Origin of the sequence: Proteiniclasticum aestuarii, assembly GCF_017368455.1 — a bacterium.
Taxonomy (GTDB): domain Bacteria; phylum Bacillota; class Clostridia; order Clostridiales; family Clostridiaceae; genus Proteiniclasticum; species Proteiniclasticum aestuarii.
On sequence record NZ_JAFNJU010000009.1, the window covers coordinates 160,432 to 184,710 of the forward strand.

20 protein-coding genes and 1 riboswitch are annotated in these 24,279 nt (G+C 47.3%); of the genes, 18 read left to right on the top strand and 2 right to left on the bottom strand.

Features of this window, described 5'->3' with window-relative positions:
• Positions 1-19: 19 nt before the first annotated feature.
• Entirely contained in the window at positions 20-1,933 is a 1,914-nt protein-coding gene (locus J3A84_RS12240) for an NAD(+) synthase (protein WP_207600319.1), read from the bottom strand.
• 297 nt (positions 1,934-2,230) lie between these two features.
• On the opposite strand from J3A84_RS12240, the gene J3A84_RS12245 reads away from it, so the two are divergent.
• From J3A84_RS12245 to J3A84_RS12325, 17 genes are all read left to right on the top strand, one after another.
• Positions 2,231-5,956 (top strand): phosphoribosylformylglycinamidine synthase, encoded by a 3,726-nt coding sequence (locus tag J3A84_RS12245; protein ID WP_207600320.1) that lies wholly within the window; start codon positions 2,231-2,233, stop codon positions 5,954-5,956.
• Positions 5,957-5,968: 12 nt separating this feature from the next.
• The gene (gene purE, locus J3A84_RS12250; protein ID WP_207600321.1) at positions 5,969-6,448 is read left to right on the top strand and encodes a 5-(carboxyamino)imidazole ribonucleotide mutase; all 480 of its coding nucleotides are present in this window, start codon (positions 5,969-5,971) and stop codon (positions 6,446-6,448) included.
• Positions 6,448-7,155: a phosphoribosylaminoimidazolesuccinocarboxamide synthase gene (purC, locus tag J3A84_RS12255; RefSeq protein WP_207600322.1), complete on the top strand. Its 708-nt coding sequence runs from the start codon at positions 6,448-6,450 to the stop codon at positions 7,153-7,155. Before purE ends, purC begins: the two co-directional genes overlap by 1 nt.
• Entirely contained in the window at positions 7,152-8,546 is a 1,395-nt protein-coding gene (gene purF / locus J3A84_RS12260; protein ID WP_207600323.1) for an amidophosphoribosyltransferase, read from the top strand. The genes purC and purF overlap by 4 nt, the downstream gene beginning before the upstream one ends.
• Positions 8,543-9,544: a phosphoribosylformylglycinamidine cyclo-ligase gene (gene purM / locus J3A84_RS12265; protein WP_207600324.1), complete on the top strand. Its 1,002-nt coding sequence runs from the start codon at positions 8,543-8,545 to the stop codon at positions 9,542-9,544. Before purF ends, purM begins: the two co-directional genes overlap by 4 nt.
• Positions 9,532-10,119 (top strand): formyltransferase family protein, encoded by a 588-nt coding sequence (locus J3A84_RS12270; RefSeq protein ID WP_207600325.1) that lies wholly within the window; start codon positions 9,532-9,534, stop codon positions 10,117-10,119. The genes purM and J3A84_RS12270 overlap by 13 nt, the downstream gene beginning before the upstream one ends.
• Positions 10,088-11,593, top strand: coding sequence for a bifunctional phosphoribosylaminoimidazolecarboxamide formyltransferase/IMP cyclohydrolase (gene purH / locus J3A84_RS12275; protein ID WP_207600346.1), 1,506 nt, complete (start codon positions 10,088-10,090; stop codon positions 11,591-11,593). The genes J3A84_RS12270 and purH overlap by 32 nt, the downstream gene beginning before the upstream one ends.
• 9 nt (positions 11,594-11,602) lie before the next feature.
• Positions 11,603-12,856, top strand: a complete 1,254-nt coding sequence (purD, locus tag J3A84_RS12280) for a phosphoribosylamine--glycine ligase (protein ID WP_207600326.1) — start codon at positions 11,603-11,605, stop codon at positions 12,854-12,856.
• Positions 12,857-12,957: 101 nt separating this feature from the next.
• Positions 12,958-13,063: riboswitch (SAM riboswitch) on the top strand.
• Between the two features lie 96 nt (positions 13,064-13,159).
• Positions 13,160-14,131, top strand: a complete 972-nt coding sequence (locus tag J3A84_RS12285; RefSeq protein WP_207600327.1) for a methionine ABC transporter ATP-binding protein — start codon at positions 13,160-13,162, stop codon at positions 14,129-14,131.
• Positions 14,121-14,762: a methionine ABC transporter permease gene (locus J3A84_RS12290; RefSeq protein WP_207600328.1), complete on the top strand. Its 642-nt coding sequence runs from the start codon at positions 14,121-14,123 to the stop codon at positions 14,760-14,762. Before J3A84_RS12285 ends, J3A84_RS12290 begins: the two co-directional genes overlap by 11 nt.
• A 136-nt stretch (positions 14,763-14,898) precedes the next feature.
• Complete coding sequence (locus J3A84_RS12295) at positions 14,899-15,693, top strand: MetQ/NlpA family ABC transporter substrate-binding protein (protein WP_207600329.1); 795 nt, start codon at positions 14,899-14,901, stop codon at positions 15,691-15,693.
• A 193-nt stretch (positions 15,694-15,886) separates the two neighbouring features.
• Complete coding sequence (locus J3A84_RS12300) at positions 15,887-17,149, top strand: 4Fe-4S dicluster domain-containing protein (RefSeq protein ID WP_207600330.1); 1,263 nt, start codon at positions 15,887-15,889, stop codon at positions 17,147-17,149.
• An 11-nt stretch (positions 17,150-17,160) separates the two neighbouring features.
• Positions 17,161-18,033, top strand: coding sequence for an RnfABCDGE type electron transport complex subunit D (locus J3A84_RS12305; protein ID WP_207600331.1), 873 nt, complete (start codon positions 17,161-17,163; stop codon positions 18,031-18,033).
• A complete protein-coding gene (locus tag J3A84_RS12310; protein WP_207600332.1) occupies positions 18,033-19,427 on the top strand; it encodes an RnfABCDGE type electron transport complex subunit G in 1,395 nt (464 codons plus the stop codon). The genes J3A84_RS12305 and J3A84_RS12310 overlap by 1 nt, the downstream gene beginning before the upstream one ends.
• A gap of 2 nt (positions 19,428-19,429) precedes the next feature.
• Positions 19,430-20,143 (top strand): RnfABCDGE type electron transport complex subunit E, encoded by a 714-nt coding sequence (locus tag J3A84_RS12315; protein WP_207600333.1) that lies wholly within the window; start codon positions 19,430-19,432, stop codon positions 20,141-20,143.
• Positions 20,143-20,718: an electron transport complex subunit RsxA gene (gene rsxA, locus J3A84_RS12320; RefSeq protein WP_207600334.1), complete on the top strand. Its 576-nt coding sequence runs from the start codon at positions 20,143-20,145 to the stop codon at positions 20,716-20,718. Before J3A84_RS12315 ends, rsxA begins: the two co-directional genes overlap by 1 nt.
• Before the next feature lie 15 nt (positions 20,719-20,733).
• On the top strand, positions 20,734-21,564 hold the full coding sequence (locus J3A84_RS12325; RefSeq protein WP_207600335.1) for an RnfABCDGE type electron transport complex subunit B: 831 nt from the start codon (positions 20,734-20,736) through the stop codon (positions 21,562-21,564).
• A 144-nt stretch (positions 21,565-21,708) separates the two neighbouring features.
• Here J3A84_RS12325 and J3A84_RS12330 read toward each other — a convergent pair whose 3' ends face one another.
• Positions 21,709-22,887 (bottom strand): acetyl-CoA C-acetyltransferase, encoded by a 1,179-nt coding sequence (locus tag J3A84_RS12330; protein ID WP_207600336.1) that lies wholly within the window; start codon positions 22,885-22,887, stop codon positions 21,709-21,711.
• 467 nt (positions 22,888-23,354) lie between these two features.
• Between J3A84_RS12330 and J3A84_RS12335 the strand changes: the two genes are divergently transcribed.
• Positions 23,355-24,279 (top strand): UPF0236 family transposase-like protein (locus J3A84_RS12335; RefSeq protein ID WP_207600337.1); only part of this gene is annotated, 925 nt, incomplete at its 3' end.

Consider the following 24,279-nt stretch of genomic DNA (forward strand, 5'->3'; position numbering starts at 1 on the left):
ATGTGCCCAAGTAATTAACTTATTCTAAAGTATCCATGAAAGTATCATACGATGCATCAGAAGGCATTCTCAGGTCACCACGAGGGGACAGGCTGATGCTGCCCACTTTCGGTCCATCAGGCATTGCAGATCTTTTAAACTGCTGGGAATAGAATCTCTTCACAAAGACCTTCAGCCATTTCCGGATGGTTTCCGGATCATAGACACCCCGGAATGCGGTTTCAGCCATGAAGAGAATCTTTCTGTACCCGGCTCCATACTTCATGTAGTGATATAGGAAGAAATCATGAAGCTCGTAGGGTCCCACGATATCTTCCGTCATCTGCAGAAGCTCATCTTCTGTGCCTTTTGGCAGAAGCTCCGGACTCACCGGAGTTTCCAGTACATCTTTCAGCACCCGGGAAATATTTCCGGAAAACTCTTCTTCATAGAAATAGCGCACCAGATACCGTACAAGGGATTTCGGTATGGAGGCATTGACGCCATACATGGACATCTGATCTCCGTTATACGTGCACCAGCCGAGGGCCAGCTCCGATAGATCACCGGTTCCGATGACAATGGCCCCTTCCTTGTTGGCGATATCCATGAGAATCTGGGTTCTTTCTCGCGCCTGCACATTCTCATAGGTGGCATCATGGACAGCTTTGTCATGTCCGATGTCACTGAAATGCAGAAGGGAGGCTTCCACAATGCTGATTTCCCGAAGATCGGTGCCCAGTTCTCTGCACAGTTCCAGTGCGTTCTGATAGGTGCGGTCTGTTGTGCCGAATCCGGGCATGGTCACCGTGATGATATTTTCATGAGGAATGCCCAGAATCTGATAAGTCTTTGTGATGACCAGAAGAGCCAGCGTGGAATCAAGGCCACCGGAGATGCCGATGACGGTCTTTTTCATATGAAGATGATTCAGCCGCTTCGCCAGGCCGTGACTCTGTATGGCGAGGATTTCTCTCGCTCTTGTCTTTCGTTCCTCGGGATTGTTCGGTACAAAGGGATGGGGATCGATTTTTCTGTCGAATCCGACCACTTCATAGGATGCATGACGGAAGGAGACTTTCTCTGCAAGGTACTGGGGATTCACCGCTTCATTTCTGAATGTCGTATTCCTCAGTCTTTCCCCACGGATTCTTGCGATATCGATGAATGCGGTGATCTGATCGGTCTCGATGGAAAACCTTTCGTTTTCAGCGAGAACCGTTCCATATTCAGAGATCAGAAGATGCCCGCTGAAGACCAGATCCGTGGTGGACTCGTTGGGTCCTGCGGAGGAATAGACATAAGCGCCGATGTTTTTCGCGCTGGTGATCTTCACCAGGTCTCTTCGATACACGCTTTTTCCAGCCAGTTCATTGGAGGCGGACAGATTGAATATGATTTCCGCACCCTGGAGAGACAGACTGGATGAAGGGGAGACCGTGGCGAAAAGATCTTCGCATATTTCCACTCCGAATGAATATTCTCCAGCTGAAAATACGAGGTTCCCGAAGGGAACCCTTTTATGCGCGCCGAGATCGATCTGTTGTCCATGGGTTCTATGGTAGGCTGTGAACCATCTGCTCTCATAGAATTCATTGTAATTGGGTAGATTCTGTTTCGGTACGATACCGAGAATCTCTCCTTCGAAAAGAACTGCTGCACTGTTATAGAGTCTCCCTTCATGTCTGACAGGAAGCCCCAGAATCACAACCATATCCAGGTTCCTGGTGAATGCGATGATCTCCTCCAGTGCCTTTTCCGCTTCCTCCAGAAGATCCGCAGAAAAAAACAGATCTGCTGCTGTGTAGCTTGTCAGGGACAGTTCCGGGAAAAGAGCCACCTTCACGCTGTTTTCTGAAAGCTGTCGGATCGATGTAAGGATTTCTTTCTTGTTGTAGTGCACATCAGAAACCTTAAGTTTCGGTGACACTGAAGATATTTTGATATAATCCATTTTTTTATACCTCTCCATATCATAAGTTCATCCTGATGAATATCAGGATATATTACATTCATTATACCATCTAGACTTCTCGCTTGAAACAAGGTGAGAAGGGGAATGGATGAAAGCCTCAACATATTTCCTCTTTATAGCCGGAATAGTTCTCACTCCTGTCTTCAATCTTATGAAAACGAATAACCCTTTATTAATATTCTTACCTGTACGAACAATAATTTAATTTCTTTCAATAATGTTGACATATAAACTTAGGATGTTATCATTTAGTTATAAAACGTTCGGGAGGAAAACATGAGCAGTATACTAAATATTTTCGTTGAGAAGAAACCGGAATATAGAAACGAAGAGCAGAAACTGGACAAAGATCTGCATCTGATGCTTGGTCTTCAGACAGAATCTAGAATGATTCATTTATATCAGGTCCAGGGACTCACGGATGAGGAGCTTTCCAGGGTGGAGTACACGGTATTCTCTGAGTCCTCCACAGACAGAACTTCAAGGGACACATCCTCTTTTGTTCATCAGCCGCACTTCATTCTGGAACTGTTACCCGGCCAGTACGATCAGCGTGCAAAAGCCGCAGAAGACTGCATCAAGCTGATTCTCGGTAAATTCGATGTGGAGGTCCGTTACAAAACCGTTTATGTTTTTCCCGGTACCACCCCGGAGAATCTGAAAAAAATCAGAAGCTATCTTCTGAATCCCGTGGAAATGCGAGAAGGGCAAGTTCAAAGCCACTTTGACAGCTTTCCTCAGAAAAACATGAAAGTAGAGCACCTGGAAGGATTTCGCACCCTGACAGGGGAAGATCTCTTCACTTTTCTTCATAAGCATTCTCTGGCTATGACCAGGGAAGATCTGCTTCTCATACAGAACTATTTCATTCAGGAAAACAGAGAACCTACCATCACCGAAATCAAAGTGCTCGACACCTACTGGTCGGATCACTGCAGACATACCACCTTTCTCACACATCTCAAAGACATCCGCATACAGAGCGGCTTCACTCCACTTCAGAAGGCTTATGATCAGTATCTTCAGATCAGAAAGAATCTGGGAAGAGAGAATCGCCCCGTCACATTGATGGATTTGGCCACCATTGGCGCTAAATATCTGAAAGAGCAGGGGCTTGCAGAGGATCTGGATGAATCAGAAGAAATCAACGCCTGCAGCATTTCAAGAAAAGTAAGAACCAATGAGGGGATCAAAGACGTACTCCTCATGTTCAAAAACGAAACCCACAATCATCCCACAGAGATTGAACCCTTCGGCGGGGCAGCCACCTGTCTCGGAGGCGCAATCAGAGATCCCTTAAGCGGTCGTGCTTATGTCTACCAGGGCATGAGAATCACAGGCGCTGCAGATCCGGGAAAACCCCTGAAGGAAACGCTTCCGGGAAAACTGCCCCAGAGAATCATCACAAGGGGTGCCGCGAAAGGATTCTCTTCCTATGGAAATCAGATCGGCCTGAACACCGGATTTGTTGAAGAAATCTATCATCCCGGATATGAGGCCAAAAGAATGGAGACGGGCGCCGTCATCGCTTCCGCTCTCAAGGAGAATGTGAGACGGGAGACACCGCAGAAAGGAGATCTCATCATCCTGCTCGGAGGGAAGACCGGCAGAGACGGAATCGGTGGAGCCACAGGTTCCTCCAAAGGTCATGACGCTTCCTCCATCACTGAGTCCGGAGCAGAGGTTCAGAAGGGGAATGCCGTGGAGGAGCGTAAGCTTCAGAGATTCTTCCGTAACGAAAAAGCATCCAGACTCATCAGAAGATGCAACGACTTCGGTGCCGGCGGTGTTTCCGTCGCCATCGGAGAACTGGCCGAATCTCTTGACATCTATCTCCATCGCGTACCCAAGAAATATATGGGACTGGATCCTACGGAAATCGCCATTTCAGAGTCCCAGGAAAGAATGGCTGTGGTCATTGAAGAGAGAGATCTTCCTGATTTCATCCGCTATGCCCAGGAAGAGAATCTGGAAGCAACTGTTGTGGCCGTGGTAACAGATACCGGAAGGCTCAGAATGTATTACGACGATCAGGTGGTGGTGGATGTCTCAAGAGACTTCATCGATACCAATGGAGCCACCTCCGAAGCTTCCGTCCTCATCGAGCTGGATGCGAAAGACCGGAGTGCATCGAAAGAGAAACTGACCCTGAAAGAGGTGTTGGCTCAGGTTTCCGACCTGAATTCCTGTTCACAGAAAGGACTTCTGGAAAACTTTGACACCACCATCGGAAGAAACAGTCTGATTCTGCCTTATGGAGGAACGTATCAGGATACGAAAAGCTCTGGAATGGTTTCTCTCATACCACTGAAAAACCTCACCTCCTATGATGCTTCCGTCATGACCTATGGGTTTGATCCGCTGTCTCTGGAAAAGAATCCTTTCATCGGCGCTTATGACTCTGTTGTAGAAAGTCTTGCAAAAGTCGTTTCCCTTGGCGGAAATCCGAATGACGTTCGTCTCAGTTTCCAGGAATACTTCCGGAAACTGGGTGATGATCCTTCCAACTGGGGACGTCCTTTCGCGGCACTACTTGGTGCACTCCAGGCGCAGCTGGATTTCAAGGTTCCTGCCATCGGCGGCAAAGACTCCATGTCCGGGACCTTTCAGGATCTCCATGTGCCGGATACCCTGATTTCATTTGCAGTGACCACCGTACAAAAAGAGAACATCCTTCATAACATCCTGAGTAAGACAGACAGCGTGCTCCTGACCCTTCGAACCCCAAGGTCTGAAGGTGTCTATGACGCACTGGTGTTTGATGAAAATGCGAAGCTTATCCGAAAACTTCAGGAAAAAGGCTATCTGCGTTCAGTGGATACGCTGAAAAAGGGCCTATTCATGACACTGCTTAATATGGCTGCTGGTAACAGAATCGGATTCAGACTGGAAGCACTGACCCTTCATGAAAATCGCCGAGATCCGGGAAGTTTTGTGCTGGAAGTTTCCAGAAAACATCTGAGCGAGATTCTTTCCATCGGGCATCATCTTCTTCTGAAGGTTGTGGGCGCCACCCATGAAAATAAAATCATAGAGATCGATGGGGAAGAAATCGCCATGGAAGAGCTGCTTGAGAGACATAAGGCTCCCTTGGCTGAGATCTTCAGTGAATACACCGAGGAGGGAATCACCCTGGAGTCGACATACAGTGCCAAGGAAAGCCCCGTTTATCCTTCCTATGTGGAACATCCGAAAGTACTGATTCCTGTCTTTTTCGGAACCAACTGCGAGCTGGACATCGAATATGCCTTCAGAGAGGCGGGGGCTGAAACAGACACCTTCGTCTTCAGAAATGGAGAGAAGGAAATGAAGGCATCACTGGAAGATTTCGCACAGAGAATCAGAGGATCCCATATCCTGATGCTTTCAGGTGGATTCAGCGCCGCGGATGAACCGGAAGGGTCCGGAAAGTACATCGCCAACATACTAAGGAATCCCCTGGTGAGAGAAGCCATCCATGATCTCATCGACAACCGCAAAGGACTTGTACTGGGCATCTGCAACGGCTTCCAGGGCCTCGTCAAATCCGGACTGCTTCCCTATGGAAGAGTCATTGAGCCGCACGAAGAGATGCCTACACTGACCTACAACACCGCCGGAAAGCATATGTCCAGAATGGCCAGAACAAAAGTGGTGTCCAGAAATACGCCATGGATGAACAGCGCTTCTCTAGGAGACGTGCATGATGTGCCGGTTTCCCATGGAGAAGGACGTTTCATGGCATCTGAAGCGCTGCTGAAAGAGCTCTCAGACAACGGCCAGATCATCACTCAGTATACGAATCTTTCCGGAGAGGTGACCATGGAGGGTCCATATAACCCCAACGGTTCCATGTGGGCCATCGAAGGCATCTCCTCCAAGGACGGCAGAGTCTTCGGAAAGATGGGTCACACCGAAAGATACCAGGATGGGCTGTATCTGAACTATGACGGTTCCTACTATACGGAAATGTTCAGATCCGGTGTAGATTATTTCAGAAACACAGACAATATTGAAGAATAAAGGAGTAAAAGCATGAAAGTATTAATTCTATTTGGAAGCCCGTCGGACAAGGAGACCATGAAGAAGGCAAAAGACCTGCTTGACGAATTCGGCGTGGAGAATGAATCCTATGCCATATCAGCCCACAGAGCACCGGACCTTCTGGAGAAAGTTCTTCGCGAGAAGGAAGCAGAAGGATTCGAAGTGATCATCGCAGGCGCAGGGCTTGCTGCTCATCTTCCTGGAGTCGTCGCCTCAAAAACCGTTCTTCCTGTCATCGGTGTTCCACTGAAGGGGGCACTGGAAGGACTCGACGCACTGCTTTCCATCGTTCAGATGCCCAAACAGATTCCTGTTGCCACCGTGGGCATCAACAATGCGGCCAACGCTGCCATGCTGGCTGTGGAAATATTATCCATCAAATATCCCAAGCTGAGAGAAAAGCTGCTGAACTATCGTGATGCAATGAGAAAGAACATAGAAGAAAATAATTCTGCGGAGGTAATCTATTAATGAACATGCTGTATGAAGGAAAAGCCAAAAGAATTTTTGAAACTGAAAAAGAAGATCAGGTCATTGTCTACTACAAGGATGACGCCACGGCATTCAACGGAGAGAAGAAGGGGACCATCGAAGACAAAGGCATCATGAACAACGAGATCACCTCCATCATCTTCCGCTACCTTGCAGACCACGGCATTCCAACCCACTACATCCGCACCATTTCTGAAAGAGAGCAGCTGGTGAAAAGGGTCTCCATCATTCCCCTGGAAGTGATTGTGCGTAATGTGGCAGCAGGATCCTTTTCCAAAAGACTGGGCGTTCCTGAAGGGCAGTCTCTTCAGACCACCATCTTTGAAATATGCTACAAAAATGATGACTACGGAGATCCGCTCATCAATGATACCCATGCTGTAGCCCTTGGACTCTCCACTTTCGATGAACTGAAGGAAATCTATGCCCTCACAGAGAAGATCAACCATCTTCTGAAGGACTTCTTCCTGAAACTGGGACTGATCCTTGTGGACTTCAAACTCGAGTTCGGAAAAGACAAAGACGGAAATATCCTTCTTGCGGATGAAATCAGCCCTGACACCTGCAGACTCTGGGATGAAAAAACCAATGAGAAAATGGACAAGGACCGATTCAGACGAAATCTGGACAACGTGAAAGGTGCTTACTCTGAAGTTATCAGCAGAATGAAGCAGGGGGAATCATGATCGAGATAATGGATAAGTTCAAAGAAGAATGCGGCGTCTTCGGCATCAGCACGAAAGATACCCAGGCATCCTATGATGTCTATGATGGTCTCTTTGCCCTTCAGCACAGAGGACAGGAAAGCGCTGGCATCGCATCTTTTCATCAGGGAGAGATGCAGGTGAGAAAGAAGATGGGCCTTGTGTCCCAGGCTCTGACGAAAGAGGATCTGGATGAACTGGAAGGCACCCTCGCCGTGGGACATGTGCGTTATTCCACTAAAGGGGACTCCAGTGTGCTCAATGCTCAGCCGCTGACGGCCAGAAGCAAATTCGGTTCCATGGCTGTTGCCCACAACGGAACACTGATCAACACGGAAGTCATCCGAAGCCTTTTGGAGGACAGCGGTGTCATCTTCCAGACCGATACGGATTCTGAAGTCATCGTGAATCTGATCTCAAGGGGGATTCATCGCGGTCTGGAAAATGCTGTCCTGGATGCCATCCGTACGGTGAAGGGGAGTTTCGCCCTGGTCATCGGATTCGGCAGCAAGCTCATCGGCATCAGAGATTCCTATGGAATTCGTCCTCTGGTGCTGGGAAAAAGGGGGGAGGACTACATCCTGGCTTCAGAAAGCTGCGCCATCGACACCATAGGAGGAACGCTCATCAGGGACATTCTTCCAGGTGAAATGGTCATCATCGAAAACGGTGAAGTGAAGTCCTACATCTATTCCGAAAAGACCACCCGTCAGACCTGTTCTTTTGAATACATCTATTTCGCCAGGCCGGATTCCGTCATCGACGGTATCAGTGTGCATTCTCTCCGGATCAGAACCGGCGAAATGCTCTATAAGGAGTCTCCTGTGGAAGCCGATGTGATCATAGGGGTACCGGATTCCGGTCTGGCTGCGGCCATCGGCTATTCCAGAGCCTCAGGCATTCCTTTTGATATCGGCTTTTCCAAGAACAAGTACATCGGAAGAAGCTTCATCACGCCTTCCCAGAAGGCTAGAGAAAAGGCTGTTTCCCTGAAGCTCAATGCCCAGAAGGAAGTGGTCTCCGGCAAAAGAGTCGTCCTCATCGACGATTCCATCGTCCGTGGCACAACTTCAAAGTATCTGGTGGATCTTCTCTACCGCGCCGGTGCCAAGGAAGTGCACTTCAAAGTCTCATCACCCATGGTCATGTTCCCCTGCTACTTCGGTATCGACACGCCCTACAGGGATACCCTCATCGCGTGCAAAATGACGAAGGATGAAATCAGAGACTATATCGGAAGCACTTCACTGAGCTATCTGAGCAATGATGGCCTCATCGCTTCCCTTGGAAGCAGCGCCTTCTGCACAGGATGCTTTCAGGGAGTCTACCCGCTGGGTGCGCCTAATGAATTTCTGGAGGTCGTGAATATATGATGGATTACAGAACCGCTGGTGTGAATATCGAGGAAGGATACAAATCAGTGGAGAAAATAAAAGGCTATGCCAAAAGAACCCTGAGCCCTCTCGTGCTCAATACTCTGGGCTCCTTTGCCGGAATGATGGAAATCCCGGAAGGGTACAGAAGACCGGTGCTCATTTCAGGTACAGATGGAGTCGGCACCAAGCTGAGGATCGCCTTCGATCTTGGAAAATACGATACCGTCGGCATCGACTGTGTCGCCATGTGCGTCAATGACATTCTGTGCCATGGGGCTCAGCCGCTGTTTTTTCTGGATTACATCGCCTGCGGAAAGCTCGATGCGGAAGTATCCTCGGAACTGGTGAAAGGAATCGCAGAGGGTTGTCTTCAGGGAGGACTTTCTCTCATCGGAGGAGAAACTGCCGAGATGCCGGGATTCTATGAAGAGGGAGACTATGACATGGCAGGTTTCGCCGTAGGTGTCAGTGAAAAGGATGCGATCATCACCGGAGATGAGATCAGACCCGGAGATGTGCTCATCGGACTGCCTTCTTCAGGATTTCACTCCAACGGATACTCCCTTCTGCGCAGAGTTTTCACCGACTATCAGGAGTCCTTTCAGGACACCACCATGGGCGAGTATCTGCTGAGACCTACGAGAATCTATACCGACATTGTGCAAAAAGCCATGAAGAACTTCGTAATCAGAGGTATGGCCCATGTCACAGGTGGGGGTTTCATCGAGAATCTGCCCAGAATGCTTACCAGTAGCGCTCTGCGCATCAATGTGAATCTTGATTCCTATGCCCTTCCAGAGATCTACAGACTTCTGGAGGAACGCGGCGTGAAAAGGGACACTTTCTATAACACCTTCAACACAGGAATCGGCTACGTTTTCTGCATCCGCAGAGAAGACTGCGCACAGTTCATGGAATTTCTGAAGGCCAACGGAGAATTTCCTGTGGAGCTTGGTTATATCGATGAAGGGGAAGAAGCAATATGTTTAAGATAGCAGTACTTATTTCCGGTGCAGGCACAACGCTGAAATCCATTCTGGATGACGCAGAAAAAGATGGAGCCTACGAAGTGGGCCTTGTGCTCTGCGACCGCAGATGCGGCGGCATTCAATACGCGCAGGAGAAGCAGATTCCCTTCAAGATTCTGGAGCGAGACAGCATGCTCTCTGAGCGAATTCTTGAAGAAGTGGAGTCCTTCGACCTGGTGGTTCTGGCGGGATTTCTCTCCATTCTGGAAGGAAAGGTCCTTCAGGCCATGAAGGACAGGATCATCAATCTTCATCCGTCTCTTCTCCCGTCTTTCGGAGGTAGAGGTATGTATGGGATCCATGTCCACGAAGCCGTCTACAAATCAGGTATGCCCATATCCGGATGCACCGTCCATTATGTGGACGAGAAGGTGGACGGCGGGAGTTTCATCCTGAAGCGCATCATCGGCATCAGAGATGCGAAGAATCCGGAAGAGATTCAGTCACTCGTTTCTTCGATCGAAAAAGGCGCTCTGACCGACGCGATCAGACTGCTTGCAAAAGGGGAGGATATCTATGAGAGCACTCATCAGTGTATATGACAAAAGCGGACTAAAGGAACTGGCGGATTTCTTCGTGAAACATGACATTGAAATGATTTCCACAGGAGGCACCTACGCCTATCTGAGAGAAAACGGATTTCATCCGGTCAAAGTGGAAGAGATCACTGGGTCCAGAGAAATTCTCGGCGGTAGAGTCAAGACGCTGCATCCGATGCTCCATGGCGGAATTCTCTACAGAAGAGATCTGCCTGAAGATCTTCTGGAAGTGGAAGCGGAAGGAATCGAAGGAATTGATTTCGTTTGCGTGAATCTCTATCCCTTTTTCGATAAGCTCAAGGAAAACCTGACCACAGATGAACAGGTGGAGTTCATCGACATCGGCGGACCCACCATGCTCCGCGCGGCAGCGAAGAACTACCGATATGTGTATACCCTGTCCGATCCTTCAGACTATAAAGACTTCATATCGATCTACAGTGAAGGAACCGATGAGGAAAAGGCTTCCTTGAGAAGAAGGCTCGCAGGACAGGTCTTTAACCTCATGGGTGCTTACGACAGCGCCGTCTCAAACTTTCTCCTGAAAGAGGAGGAGAAGAGATATCTCAGTCTTTCCTACAGAAAAGTATCTGATCTGAGATACGGAGAAAACCCCCATCAGAGCGCCTCCGTATATGAATCCCTGGACACCGAAGGTGCGCTGAAAAACATCGAAATTCTCTGGGGAAAGGAGCTTTCCTACAACAACTTCAAAGATCTGGACATCGCATGGAAAGTGGCCAGCTCCTTTGATGAGCCTGCCTGCTGCGCCCTGAAGCACAACACGCCCTGCGGTGTAGCCCTGGGAAAAGATGATTTTGAAGCCTACAGCAAGGCCTATGAAGGCGATCCTGTTTCCATTTTCGGCGGCATCGTCGCGTTGAACTGCAGCGTCACAAGAGAAACCGCGCTGAAAATGAATGAGATCTTCCTGGAAGTTGTCATGGCACCTGCCTTCACGGAAGAGGCACTGGAAGTACTGAAGAAAAAGAAGAATCTGAGAATCATCCGACTAAACGAAGCACCTTCCTCCAGAAGAGCCTATGTATCCCTGGATGGTCTGATGCTGTCACAGGACGAAGATCTTGAGGATTACAATGCACTTCGGGTCGTTACAAAAAAGGCACCGGATCAGGAAGAACAGGAAGAAATGGAATTCGCCTATAAAGTCGTCAAGTTCGTCAAGTCCAATGCCATCGTTGTCACCAAAGACAGGATGACCCTTGGCATTGGTGGAGGACAGGTCAACAGAATCGATGCCGCGAAATTCGCCCTGGAGAAATCCAAAGGGCAGGGCGTGATTCTTGCATCTGATGCTTTCTTCCCCTTCAGCGATGTGGTGGAGGAAGCCTCCAGACAGGGCATCAGGGGAATCATTCAGCCCGGAGGTTCCTTAAGGGACCAGGATTCCATCGATCTTTGCGATGAAAAGGGAATCTCCATGATTTTCACCTCAATGAGACATTTCAAACACTAGGAGGTCAACATGAAAATTCTAATCATTGGTGAAGGAGCCAGAGAACATGCCATCGCCCGAAAACTGGCCGCATCGGAAAAGGTCAGTGCCATTTATGTGGCGCCAGGAAACGGCGGTACAAAGCGACTGGAGAAATGCACAAATATTCCCAAAGGGACCCTTGCAAAGCTGAGAGATTTCGCCAGTGCGCAGGAGATCGACTATACTGTTGTGGGTCCGGAAGCGGATCTCATGGAAGGAATTGTGGACCTGTTCCACGAGGCAGGCCTTAAGATCATCGGACCGCACAGAGCGGCCGCGCTTCTGGAAGGGTCCAAGGCACTGGCCAAGGATTTCATGGTGAAATACGGCATCAAGACCGCTGCCTATGAAGTCTTCACGGACTTTACAGCGGCAAAGAGATACCTTGCCTCATCGGCATACCCTCTGGTCATCAAGGCGGATGGGCTGGCTGCAGGCAAGGGGGTCGAAATTCTGGAGACCTATGAGGATGCGCTGAAAACCCTGGAAGCCTTCATGCTGGAGGAGAAATTCAGCGAAGCAGGCAAAAAAGTGGTCATAGAAGAATATCTCACCGGAAAAGAGGCCTCCATCATCACACTTTATGATGGAAAAAGCATCATCGCCCTGAACTCCACCATGGACCACAAGAAGATCAGGGAAGGAGAGACAGGGCTCAATACCGGCGGGATGGGTTCACTGACCCCCAATCCTCATTTCACGGAAGTTATGCAGGAAGATTTCAGACAGAACATCCTGAATCGGACCCTGGTCGGTCTGAAGGAGGAAAACCTCACGTTCAGAGGAATCATCTTCTTCGGGCTGATGCTTACGGAAAAAGGGACCTATCTTCTGGAATACAATCTGAGATTCGGAGATCCTGAAACCCAGAGTCTGCTGGAGACCCTGGAGAGCGATCTAAACGTTCTGTTCCTGAAGATGCTGGAAGGAACCCTAAAGGAGGAAGATGTGGTCTGCTCTTCCGACAGCGCCCTTTGTGTCGTTCTGTCAGGGAAAGGATATCCGAAGAGCTGTGAAAAAGACATTGATGTGACTTCATTCTTCGACGCGGAAGGGGAGAAGATCCGGGTCTATTCCTACGCCAGCAAAGCGGAAGAGAACAAGATCCGCTCTTCCTCCGGCAGAGTGCTGTCTGTGGTCTCCAGAGGAGAAATGGAAGAGTGCATGAAAAACGTCTACGATTTTCTTGGTGAAAATCGTAATGAAAACCTTTATTACAGAAAAGATATAGGCAGAATATAAGAATTTAAACCTTTACAAATATCACAATGATAAAGATGGTCCGGTGTTTATTGACATCTTTTTGAATCGTGTTACTATTTATATAACGAAATATTAATATTTTCTTATCTAGAGAGGTGGAGGGAAAGGCCCTGTGAAACCCGGCAACCAATACAGCATCTGCTGTATATGGTGCCAATTCCTGCAGCAGTAGCTGAAAGATGAGAATAAGCTTTTAGATTTCATTCGTCTAAGTTTATTCTTAGGCGAATTTTATTTTGCCGTTTTTGATGAATTCATCAGAAAAAATGTGAGGTGTAGTGATTGATCGAAATTAAAAATCTAGAAAAACAGTATGACAGTCAGGAAGTCATCCGAGATGTATCCTTCCGGATCGAGAAAGGAGAGATCTTCGGTATTGTCGGAAGAAGTGGAGTGGGCAAATCCACGCTGCTCCGATGCATCAATGCCCTGGAACCCTTCAACAGTGGAGACATCATCGTAGATGGAATCTCCATCGGTTCGCTTGATTCCGATGGGGTACGAAGACTGCGAAAAAAAGTATCCATGATCTTTCAGAATTTTAATCTTCTGAATCAGAAAACTGCACTGGAAAACGTGGCACTTCCTATGGAGATCTGGGGCTATGATAAAAAAACCATCCAGTCCCGGGCGAAGGAACTGCTGACTCTTGTAGGTCTTTCTGACAAATACAAGAGCAAACCGCGCGCTCTTTCCGGTGGAGAAAAACAGCGTGTAGCCATTGCAAGGGCCCTTGCACTGGACCCTGAATTTCTTCTCTGTGACGAAGCGACATCCGCACTGGACCCCAACACAACCAAGGAGATTCTTGCTCTTCTGAAGAAAATCAACAGGGAGCTGGGCCTTACGCTGGTTGTGGTGACCCATCAGATGGAAGTCGTCAAAGACATCTGTCAGAGGGTTGCGGTGATGGAAGGAGGAAAAGTGTCTGCCCTTGGCAAGGTGGAGGATCTGTTCCTCAATCCCGCAAAGAGCCTGAAGAAGCTCATCGGCGAAGACGAAATGGAGATTCTTCCAAAGGGGACCAGCATCCGAATCTTCTTCACGAAGGATTACAGCAATCAGACCATCATCACGAACATGAGCAGGGACCTAAGCGTGGACTTCTCCATCGTGTGGGGCAAGCTGGAAAACTTCAGCGGAAATGTACTTGGAAGTCTCGTCATCAATATAAATCCTGCAGACAAGGATCAGATTGTATCCTATCTGACAGAGAAGGGTCTCAATGTGGAGGTGATATATAATGAATCTTAACGGCTATATAGAGGCGCTTTTAGAATCATTACTTATGATCAGCGTTTCTGGCATACTATCAATTTTATTCGGATTCTTCATTGCAATTGTCCTGGTCTACACCAAGGAGAAAGGATTGAAACCAAAACCATCCTTATATAATACGCTGGATTTCTTCATCAATGTGTTCAGAAGTTTTCCATTCATCATCCTGATGTTTCTTCTGTTTCCATTATCCAGATTCATAGTAGGAACATCCATCGGCACCACTGCCGCCATCGTTCCACTGACCATCGCCGCTACACCCTTTGCGGCGCGAATCATAGAGGGTTCACTGGACACCGTGGATCCCGGCATCATTGAAGCGGCGAAATCCTTCGGTGCAACCAATGCGCAGATTATCTTCAAAGTGATGCTCATCGAAGCGCTGCCGAATTTAGTACAGGGCATCACGAACATATTCATTAATATCGTGGGATACTCCGCCATGGCGGGTATCATCGGAGGTGGAGGACTTGGTGCGGTGGCCATCAACTATGGTTATTACAGATGGGAGAACACCATCATGTTCATCATCGTCATTATGATCTTTGCAGTAGTACAGATCATACAGTCCATCGGCAACCAGATTTTCAAGCTTCTGTTGAGATAAATCCTTCTTAAAGTCCGGCGTAGCTGAAGAAACATGTTACTATTTTAACAAATTGAGTAAAATCAGAAAATATCAGTAAAAACAAATCAGTACAGTTATGAAAAACAGATAATAAACAAAAAGCGAGGGAAACAAAATGAAAAAGACATATAAACTGCTAACCGCATCACTTCTGGCACTCGGACTTCTGGCAGGTTGCAGCACCAGCGAAGAAGCTGACGAAAAAATCGTTGTAGGCGCTTCCGCTGTGCCCCATGCAGAAATTCTGGAAAATGTCCGGGAAGATCTGAAGGAACTTGGATATGAACTGGAAGTCACCATATTCAATGACTATGTGCTTCCGAACAAGTCTCTGTCAGAAGGGCAGCTGGATGCCAATTTCTTCCAGCACATCCCATACCTTGAAGAGATGAACAGCAATGAAGATCTTGGACTCACTTATACAGTCAGAGTTCATATCGAACCTATGGCATTATATTCCGACAAAATCGAAACGCTTGAGGAACTGGCAGATGGGGCTACCATCGCCATCCCGAACGATGCGACCAACGGTTCCAGAGCGCTGAAGCTCCTGGCTGACAACGGACTCATCACACTGGCTGATTCTGAAATCGCATCCGTTCTCGACATCACAGACAATCCGAAGAATCTTCAGTTCACTGAACTGGATGCACCAGCTCTCCCAAGAACCCTGGTCGACGTAGATGCGGCAGTCATCAATACGAACTATGCCATCGAAGCAGATCTTAATCCGCTGGATGATGCTCTGATCATCGAATCTGGAGAATCACCCTACGCCAACGTGCTTGCAGTGAGAGAAGAAGACAAGGATTCCGAAAAGACCAAAGCCCTGGATCAGGTCCTGAACAGTGAAAAGACAAGGACGTTCATCGAAGAGCAGTATGAGGGAACCATTTTCCCCGCATTTTAAACTGTACTAAAAAAGAACAGAATAAAATCAGTCACAAAGAAAGAAATCAAAACAGAAAAAACCGTTGAATATCAACGGTTTTTTCATTTCTAAGTTATTGTTAATTCTATGACAAATATTGTTAATGAACGTTTACAATGTTATACTATATTGTGTATTTGTTATATTTTAGATTAAATTTAGGGGGATGTATATGAAACTGTTTTCAATATCCAAAGCAGTGCATGTGCCCAAGTTCAAAGAGGCAGAACATTTCAGTACAATCATAGATGTTGAAGCTCCAAAGAACATGGTATATTCACTATCTCAGCAGCACAACATGAAGTGCTCACCTACTGTCAAAAGAAATGACAGAGTGCTTGTCAACCAGATCATCGGAGTGGGTGAAAACAACAGTGTTGTGCCCGTGTACGCCAGCGTTTCTGGTACAGTGAAGCAGGTTACGACAAAAGTGGACCTCATGGGCAATAAGGTTGATGTGATTCTCATCGAAAATGACTTCCTTTATGAAAAGGAAGAACGCGAAGCCTTTGACTACAGCGCGCTGACCTTCGACGAACTGAGAGAGAAGATCAAAGCGCTCGGACTCATCGAGACCCAGAATCTGTCCAACCGAAAGAGAGGCATGCAGCTTTCCTTCAAGGATGATGTGAAGAATGTGCTCATCAACGCCCAGGAAAGTGGTCTATATGGCCAGGTGGACTCCTATCTATATGAAAACGAGAGAGAAGACTTCCTGAGAGGGCTCGGACTTGTGAGATCCCTCTACAAGAATGCAAACATCACTGTTCTTTCCACATCGGATGCGGATTCCGTCATCGGATTCACAGAGCTTCTGAAGAACACCGATGTGAAGCTCATATCGAAGATTCCTACGCAGTTCTATCATGATATGAACCTGGCTTCCAGAGACGTATTCGGTGATTTCGCCATGAAATACACCATGGTTGTGGATGCCTTCCTTCTGCCAGCTGTAGCCAGAGGACTTCTGGACAACAGACTGACTCATTATCAGCTGCTGCTCGTCAATGGCGGAGCGGTGAAGAATCCAGGTATCTATAAAGTCATGTCCGGTACGACACTGAATTATGTAATGGAGGCAGCTGGAGTAGAGGACCCATTCAGAGTGGTAGCAGGAAACATTCTTTCCGGTGATGCTGTTTTCGCAATGGATGCCCCGATCAACAGAGGAATCAGAGAAGTTCTGTTCCTGAATGAAAATGAAGTCAACAAAGAAGAAGAGATGAACTGCATCAAATGCGGACGCTGTGCGGATGTATGTCCTGTTGGACTGCAGCCTTATGAGCTGAATGCGCTGGTCATCAATAGAGATTTTGATGAGTTCTTCAAAAACCGTGGCGGAATGTGCGTGGAATGCGGAAGATGTTCTTACGTCTGCCCATCCAAGAGACATCTGCTTCAGTCATTCAAAACTGCGAAAAAGGTTAAAAGATAGGAGGTAAGGATATGGAAAACAGAAAAATAACCGTTGCTTCCTCACCCCACGTGAAATCTGACTTGAGAGTGAACAGAATCATGCTTGATGTCATCATCGCGCTGGTACCGGTCACAGCAGCGGGAATCTATTTCAATGGAATCGAAGGACTTTTCCTGGTTCTGGTCACAATCATCGGTGCCATGGCCACAGAAGTTCTATTCAAGAAGGCACTTCATAAGAAACACTCACTGTATGATCTTTCTGCAATCGTAACTGGTCTGATTCTCGGACTCATTTTACCTGTTAGCACACCATTATGGGTTGCAGCGATATCTTCTGTATTTGCCATCGCTCTAGTAAAAGAGATTTTCGGCGGCTTAGGTCAGAATTTCATGAACCCTGCAGTGGCAGCGAAGATCTTCGCAGTGGTATCCTACGGCAATCTGGTTGTGAATAACGGATTCGAAGAAACAGCTTTCATCGACCGTTTTCTCGGAACTGCCGGTGGAAACCTCGGTGAAGCATCCATACTGGCCATACTTGTAGGTGGTCTCTATCTGGCTCTGAAGGGTATCATCAGAGTAAGAGTGCCCTTCACAATCATTCTGGTAGCCCTTGCGTTCTCACAGTTCGTTTTAGGAGATATCACCATCCTTGGCGCAAACAGCAGTATTTATCTGATTGCTTTCTTCATGGCCAATGATTATGCAAGTTCATCCATCACCAACGGCGGAAAATGGATCTATGCGATTCTTGTTGCTGTTGCAGCAGCATCCTTCATCGGTGTGGCTGAAAACATAGAAGGAGCATATTATGCGATTCTCATCGGTAATGTATTTGCTCCATTTATCGATACCTTCTTTAAAGGAAAAGTGGATACCAAAAAGGAGGCTACTGCGTAATGAAAAAGAAAAGTCTAGTAAGTGAGCTTCTTGCCCTTGGCGGAACCCTGATGCTGATCTGCATCATCGTGGCTGGAGTTGTTGCCTTTGTCTATAACGGTACGAAGGAACAGATTGCCATGAACAATGCAGTCAATGCGGAAGATCTTGCTGTAGTTATGCCTGAGAGTGATGGCATTGAAGATGTCACCGCAGAATACGACGAACATGAAGTCATAACTGAAATCTACAAAGCCACAAAAGGCGGAGATGTTGTTGGTTATGTTTATAAAATGATGATTGCAGGATACAAGCCCGACCTTGGCACCCTGGTGGGTATCGATAATGACGGCAATGTGGTTGCTGCAAAGGTCACCCAGTCTTCTGAAACACCGGGTCTTGGTGCTCTGGTTGCCGATGAAGCCTTTATCTCCCAGTTCACTGGAAAAGAAACCACAGCCAGCTTTCAGGTGGTAAAGGGTACACCGACTTCAGACACTGAAATTCAGTCTGTATCCGGTGCTACAATTTCATCGGGTGCGGTTACGACCTCCATCAATGAAGCCGTGAAGTTCCACAAGGAAAACATTCTCGGAGAGGAAGTGGTGGAAGTTCCTGTAGTGGAGCCTACACTTGAAAATATGAATCTGTCAGGGGATGCGATGAATGAAATCGCTGGAGACCTGAAGACGCTGGAAGTCACTACAGCTGGAGAAGTGACAGGATATGTGGTCTATGCGGCAAATCCTGGCTACTACGAAGAATCTCCAATCAAGGTTGCCGTAGGATTCGATAACGAGACAAAGACCATCACAAACATTCTGATCATCGAACAGAATGAAACCCCAGGACTTGGTGATGTGATTCTGGAAGACGGATTCGCACAGCAGTTCCAGGGAGCCGCCGCAGAAGAGATGGAAACTCAGATCTACTCCGGCGCATCTGAAAGTTCAAAGGGCGTCTATAAAGCTGTCAACCAGGCCATCGACTATTATCACAACGTGCTTATGGTTGAACCTGGTGTCGAAAACATGCGTCTCACAGGAGACGAAATGGTCGAGATTGATGGAGAATACAAGACCTTCGAAGTCAGAAATCAGGGAGCGGTATCCGGTTATATCGTATATGCTTCCAATCCAGGATATTATGAAGACAAACCGATAGAGGTTGCAGTATCCTTTGATGCTGCTACAAGAGAAGTGAAGAACATCATGATCGTCAAACAGAATGAAACCCAGGGACTGGGTACAGTCATCACAGAAGACGCTTTTGCTCAGATGTTCCAGGACCAGCCTTCTGAAGAAATGAGCGTTCAGGTCTACTCCGGTGCATCTGAAAGTTCAAAGGGTGTCTACAGAGCTGTAAACAAAGCGATTCTATACTTCAATGACGTACTAATGCAAGGAGGGAACTAAAGATGAAGGCATTAATAGAAAGACTGAAAAATGGTCTTTTCAGTGAAAACCCGATTTTTGTACAGGTTCTTGCCATGTGTCCGACTTTAGCGGTTTCAACCAGCTTAGTGAATGCAATCGGTATGGGACTATCCACGCTGGCGGTTCTGATCTGCTCCAATGCGATTATTGCTGCCATCAGAAAGTTTATTCCAAACAAGATCAGAATACCTGCTTACATCGTCATCATCGCAGGTTTCGTATCTGCAGTTGATATGTTCCTTGCTGCCTATGCGCAGGATCTCTATAAGTCACTGGGATTATTCATTCCACTGATCGTGGTGAACTGTGTCATCCTTGGTAGAGCAGAAGCCTATGCAAGCAAAAACTCCGTACTGCATTCCATCTATGATGCCATCGGTATGGGGCTTGGATTCACACTGGCTCTTAGTGTTCTTGCTTTCTTCAGAGAGCTCATCGGTGCCGGCACACTGTTTGGCGTGAACGTACTGCCTGAAGCATATGAGGCGGCAAACATCATGATTCTTGCACCAGGAGCATTCCTGACGCTGGGTATGATCATGGCCTTCCTCAACAACAGAAACCTGAAGAAGGGCAAAGATCTGCTCAAGATCCACGACTGTGAGAGCTGTGGAATGGGTTGTGATATTCCTAAGGAAGACAAAATGAACATCACACTGGATTCCAGCCTCATTCAGAAGGGAGGAGCTAATTAATGGATTTACTGCTTATTTTTATAAATGCCATGCTCGTCAATAACTTCGTGCTATCCAGATTCCTCGGTATATGCGGTTTCCTGGGTGTTTCCAAGAAAAGAGACGCTTCCATCGGTATGGGCTTCGCTGTACTCTTTGTTATGGTCATCGCATCCTTTGGAACATGGACCGTATACAATTTCCTTCTGAAGCCCAATGATCTGGACTATCTGAAGACTGTTGCATTCATTCTGGTCATCGCGGCACTGGTTCAGTTTGTCGAAATGGTCGTCAAGAAGATCAGCCCCGCTCTCTATGATGCACTGGGTATTTATCTGCCACTGATCACCACAAACTGCGCTGTACTGGGTGTGACCTTCCTGAATGTACAGGATGATCTGTCCTTAGCAGGAAGCCTTACCAATGCTGTAGGTGCAGCGCTGGGATTCTTCCTGGCCATTGTACTGATGGCAAGCATCAGAGAAAAGCTGGACCGTGTATCAAGCGTTCCAAGAGCTTTCCAGGGACTACCCATTGCACTAGTCACTGCTGGTCTCATGGCCATTTCATTCCTTGGTTTCCAAGGACTTATATAAGGGGGGAGAAGTTAAATGATGGAAATAATCATACCAATAGCGATTCTAGCTGGCATCGGACTTCTTCTGGCTGTTTTACTGGGATACGCGGCGAATGTATTCGAAGTGAAACAGGATCCCAAAGTGGAACAGGTCATGCTGGTCCTGCCTGGTGTCAACTGCGGCGGATGCGGATTTGCAGGTTGTGAGGCTTACGCGAAGGGCGTTGCCCTTCAAGGAGCATCACCAACACTGTGTACCGTCGGCGGAAATCCGGTGGCCAACCAGATCGGTGAAATCATGGGCGTCAAAGTCAATGCCCAGGAAGTCATGGTAGCCTATGTCAAATGTAACGGGGACTGTGATAAATCCAAAGACAAGTATGAGTATCATGGAATCATGGACTGTGTCAGTGCTTCCGCACTGCCAGGAGGAGGCGCTAAGTCCTGCTCCTATGGATGTCTTGGACTTGGCACTTGTGTTGCAGTCTGCGACTTTGATGCCATCGTCATCAGAGATGGCATCGCCATCATCGATGAGAACAAGTGCACCAACTGCGGCGCCTGTGTAAAAGCCTGTCCGAAGAATCTCATCGAATCTGTGCCGATCAATTCCAGAGTAAGAGTTGCTTGTAATTCCTATGACAGCGCAAGAGATGCCATGCAGAACTGCGAAGTAGGATGCATTGCCTGCCGTAAATGTGAAAAGGCATGCGAATTCGATGCAATCCATGTGAACAATAATCTGGCTAAGATCGATTATGACAAATGTACACAGTGTAATGCCTGTGTAGAGGTCTGTCCGAAGGTGACCATTGAAAACATTCTGATGATCAACAAGGCAAAGCCTAAAGATATCACTGCATAAGAAGAACTGAGGTGTTTCATCAAGAAGCACCTCAGTATTTTTTTCTCTTTGCACAACTCTCGTAAATATCTGAAAGCCCTTGAATCTATCGACTCAAGGGCTTTCTATGGTAATTGACAGGGAAACTGATTGAATTTCTAAAGGTTATCTTTTCACAACTACAGACGTACCCATTCCACCACCGATACAGAGGGTTGCCAGCCCATAGGTGGAGTTTCTTCTCTTCATCTCATGAAGAAGCGTGACCAGAATTCTTGCACCAGATGCACCCACTGGATGTCCAAGGGCGATGGCTCCACCGTTGACATTGACTTTTTCATCATTCCACTTCAGCTCTTTACCTACTGCCAGAGCCTGTGCAGCGAAGGCCTCATTGGCTTCAATGAGATCCATATCGTCAATGGTCAGATTGGTCTTTGAGAGGGCATTCTTCGTTGCAGGTACAGGACCTACGCCCATGATGCTGGGGTCTACACCGCCGTTTCCATAGGAAACAATGGTAGCCAGAGGAGTCAGTCCCATGGCATCTGCCTTTTCTCTGCTCATGACTACAAGAGCTGCTGCGCCATCGTTGATGCCTGAAGCATTCCCTGCGGTGACCGTACCGTCCTTCTTGAATGCAGGGCGCAGCTTGCTGAGACTCTCAGGTGTCACACCTTTCTTCGGATATTCATCCGTATCCACCACAAGAGGCTCTCCCTTGCGCTGTGGAATCGTCACAGGAGCAATCTCATCTTTGAATTTGCCTTCCGCCATGGCTATTTCCGCCTTATTCTGACTGGACGCGGCAAATGCATCCTGTTCTTCTCTTGTGATTCCATATTTCTCTGCCACGTTTTCTGCAGTAATACCCATGTGATAGTTGTTGAACGCATCCGTCAGCGCATCCTGAATCATGGTATCCACCATGGTGTCATTGCCCATTCTGGAACCGAATCTGGCATTGTTCAGTACATAGGGGGCTCTGGACATGTTTTCAGTTCCACCCACAACCACAACCTCATTATCACCGGCGATGATGGTCTGAGCTGCCAGGGATACGGTTCTTAGACCTGATCCACAGAGCATATTGATTGTAGTGGCAGGAACAGACACCGGAATGCCTGCATTTACAGAGACCTGTCTAGCTACACCTTGCCCAAGTCCCGCCTGAAGGATACATCCCATGTAGACCTCATCCACCTCTTCAGGGCTGATTCCAGCCTGTCTGATGGCTTCTTTTACAGCTGTGACACCTAAATCCACAGCGGATACATTCTTGAATACTCCGCCAAAGCTTCCAACAGGTGTTCGTACAGCACTGACAATTACAACTTCTTTCATTCAATTCTACCTCCCAGTATAATCTATAAACAATAATATAAAGACATCATCATAATCCGTCACAAGCTTCCATACACCATGGATTCCTGATGATATGCTTTAGTCACTGCAAGATTATAATAACATGAAACTCCCTTCATGTGTAATCAATTTCATATTCCAGATCCGTAATAATCGGAGCCCACTATTACGAATAACATGGAAAGCCTTTGAAACATGAGGGTTCCATCATGTTTGGTGGAAGAAGGATGTTGACCAGGCATTTTGAAATTTACATTTTATTAACAAATAGCGATGTCTTAACAGAGCAATGGCATCTTATTTAAGGATCAGAGGCACATTTTCAGCATCTTTTTTCTTATTTTCTTAGTGTAGAATATTTGTTGGATGAATAGAAAAAGAGAATAGCTCAAACCGTGTTATGATAAAAATACGACCTAATAACACAACCGGAAGGAGCTACCCTCATGAATATTATAACCGAGCTGAACAGGAAAATCACTACCCACATGTCAACTTGCCTGGAAAAGGCATTTGAAGAAGGGACAGGACTGACAGGAATGGTGGAATCTACTCTTGCCCTTGTGCGAGAAATGGGAAGAGATATGATTGAAGAAATGATCAGTACTGCTGAGGATTCTCTTCTGAACAGCAAGGAAAGATCAATGGAGTGGGTTGTACAGAGCAGAAATCGCGAGAAGACCGTTTCCACACTTCTGGGAGACATATGCTATCGGAGGACTTACTACAAGAACCGAGAAAGCGGTGCTTTCAGGTATCTGACAGATGAACTTCTTGGTCTGGAACCCCATACGAGAATGGACATCGGACTTCAGTCCGACATGCTCACAAAAGCCAAGGAGATCTCCTACGAGCAGGTTGTTCAAAGCTATGACGATATCAGTATCAGAAGCCGATCAACGGTCAAGAACCTGGTCCACAGGACGTCCATGGAGAATACGAACTGGCCGAATCTTGAGGATGAGAAGCGCAAGGTTCGATTCCTCTACGTCGAGGCCGACGAGGATCATGTGCATCAACAGAGAGGCAAAGGAATGATCATGAAGCTCGGCTATGTCCATGAAGGCAAGCGACTAGTGAATCCATCCTGCAAGTCCAAGCATAAGCGTAACGAGCTCATCGGAGCGAAATACATCACTGGGCTTTATCCAAACAACGATGATTTCTGGTTCGAAGTTCTTGACTACATCGAAGCTCAGTATGACCTGGATTACGTGGAAAGGATTTTCCTTTCCGGAGACGGCGCTCCGTGGATTCAGGCTGGAGAAGACATCCTGCCAAAATGCAGTTTCGTCATCGACGGATATCATCTGTCCAAGTACATCAAGAGCGCTACAGGACCCTATCCAGCCTATGAAAAAAAGCTAAAGA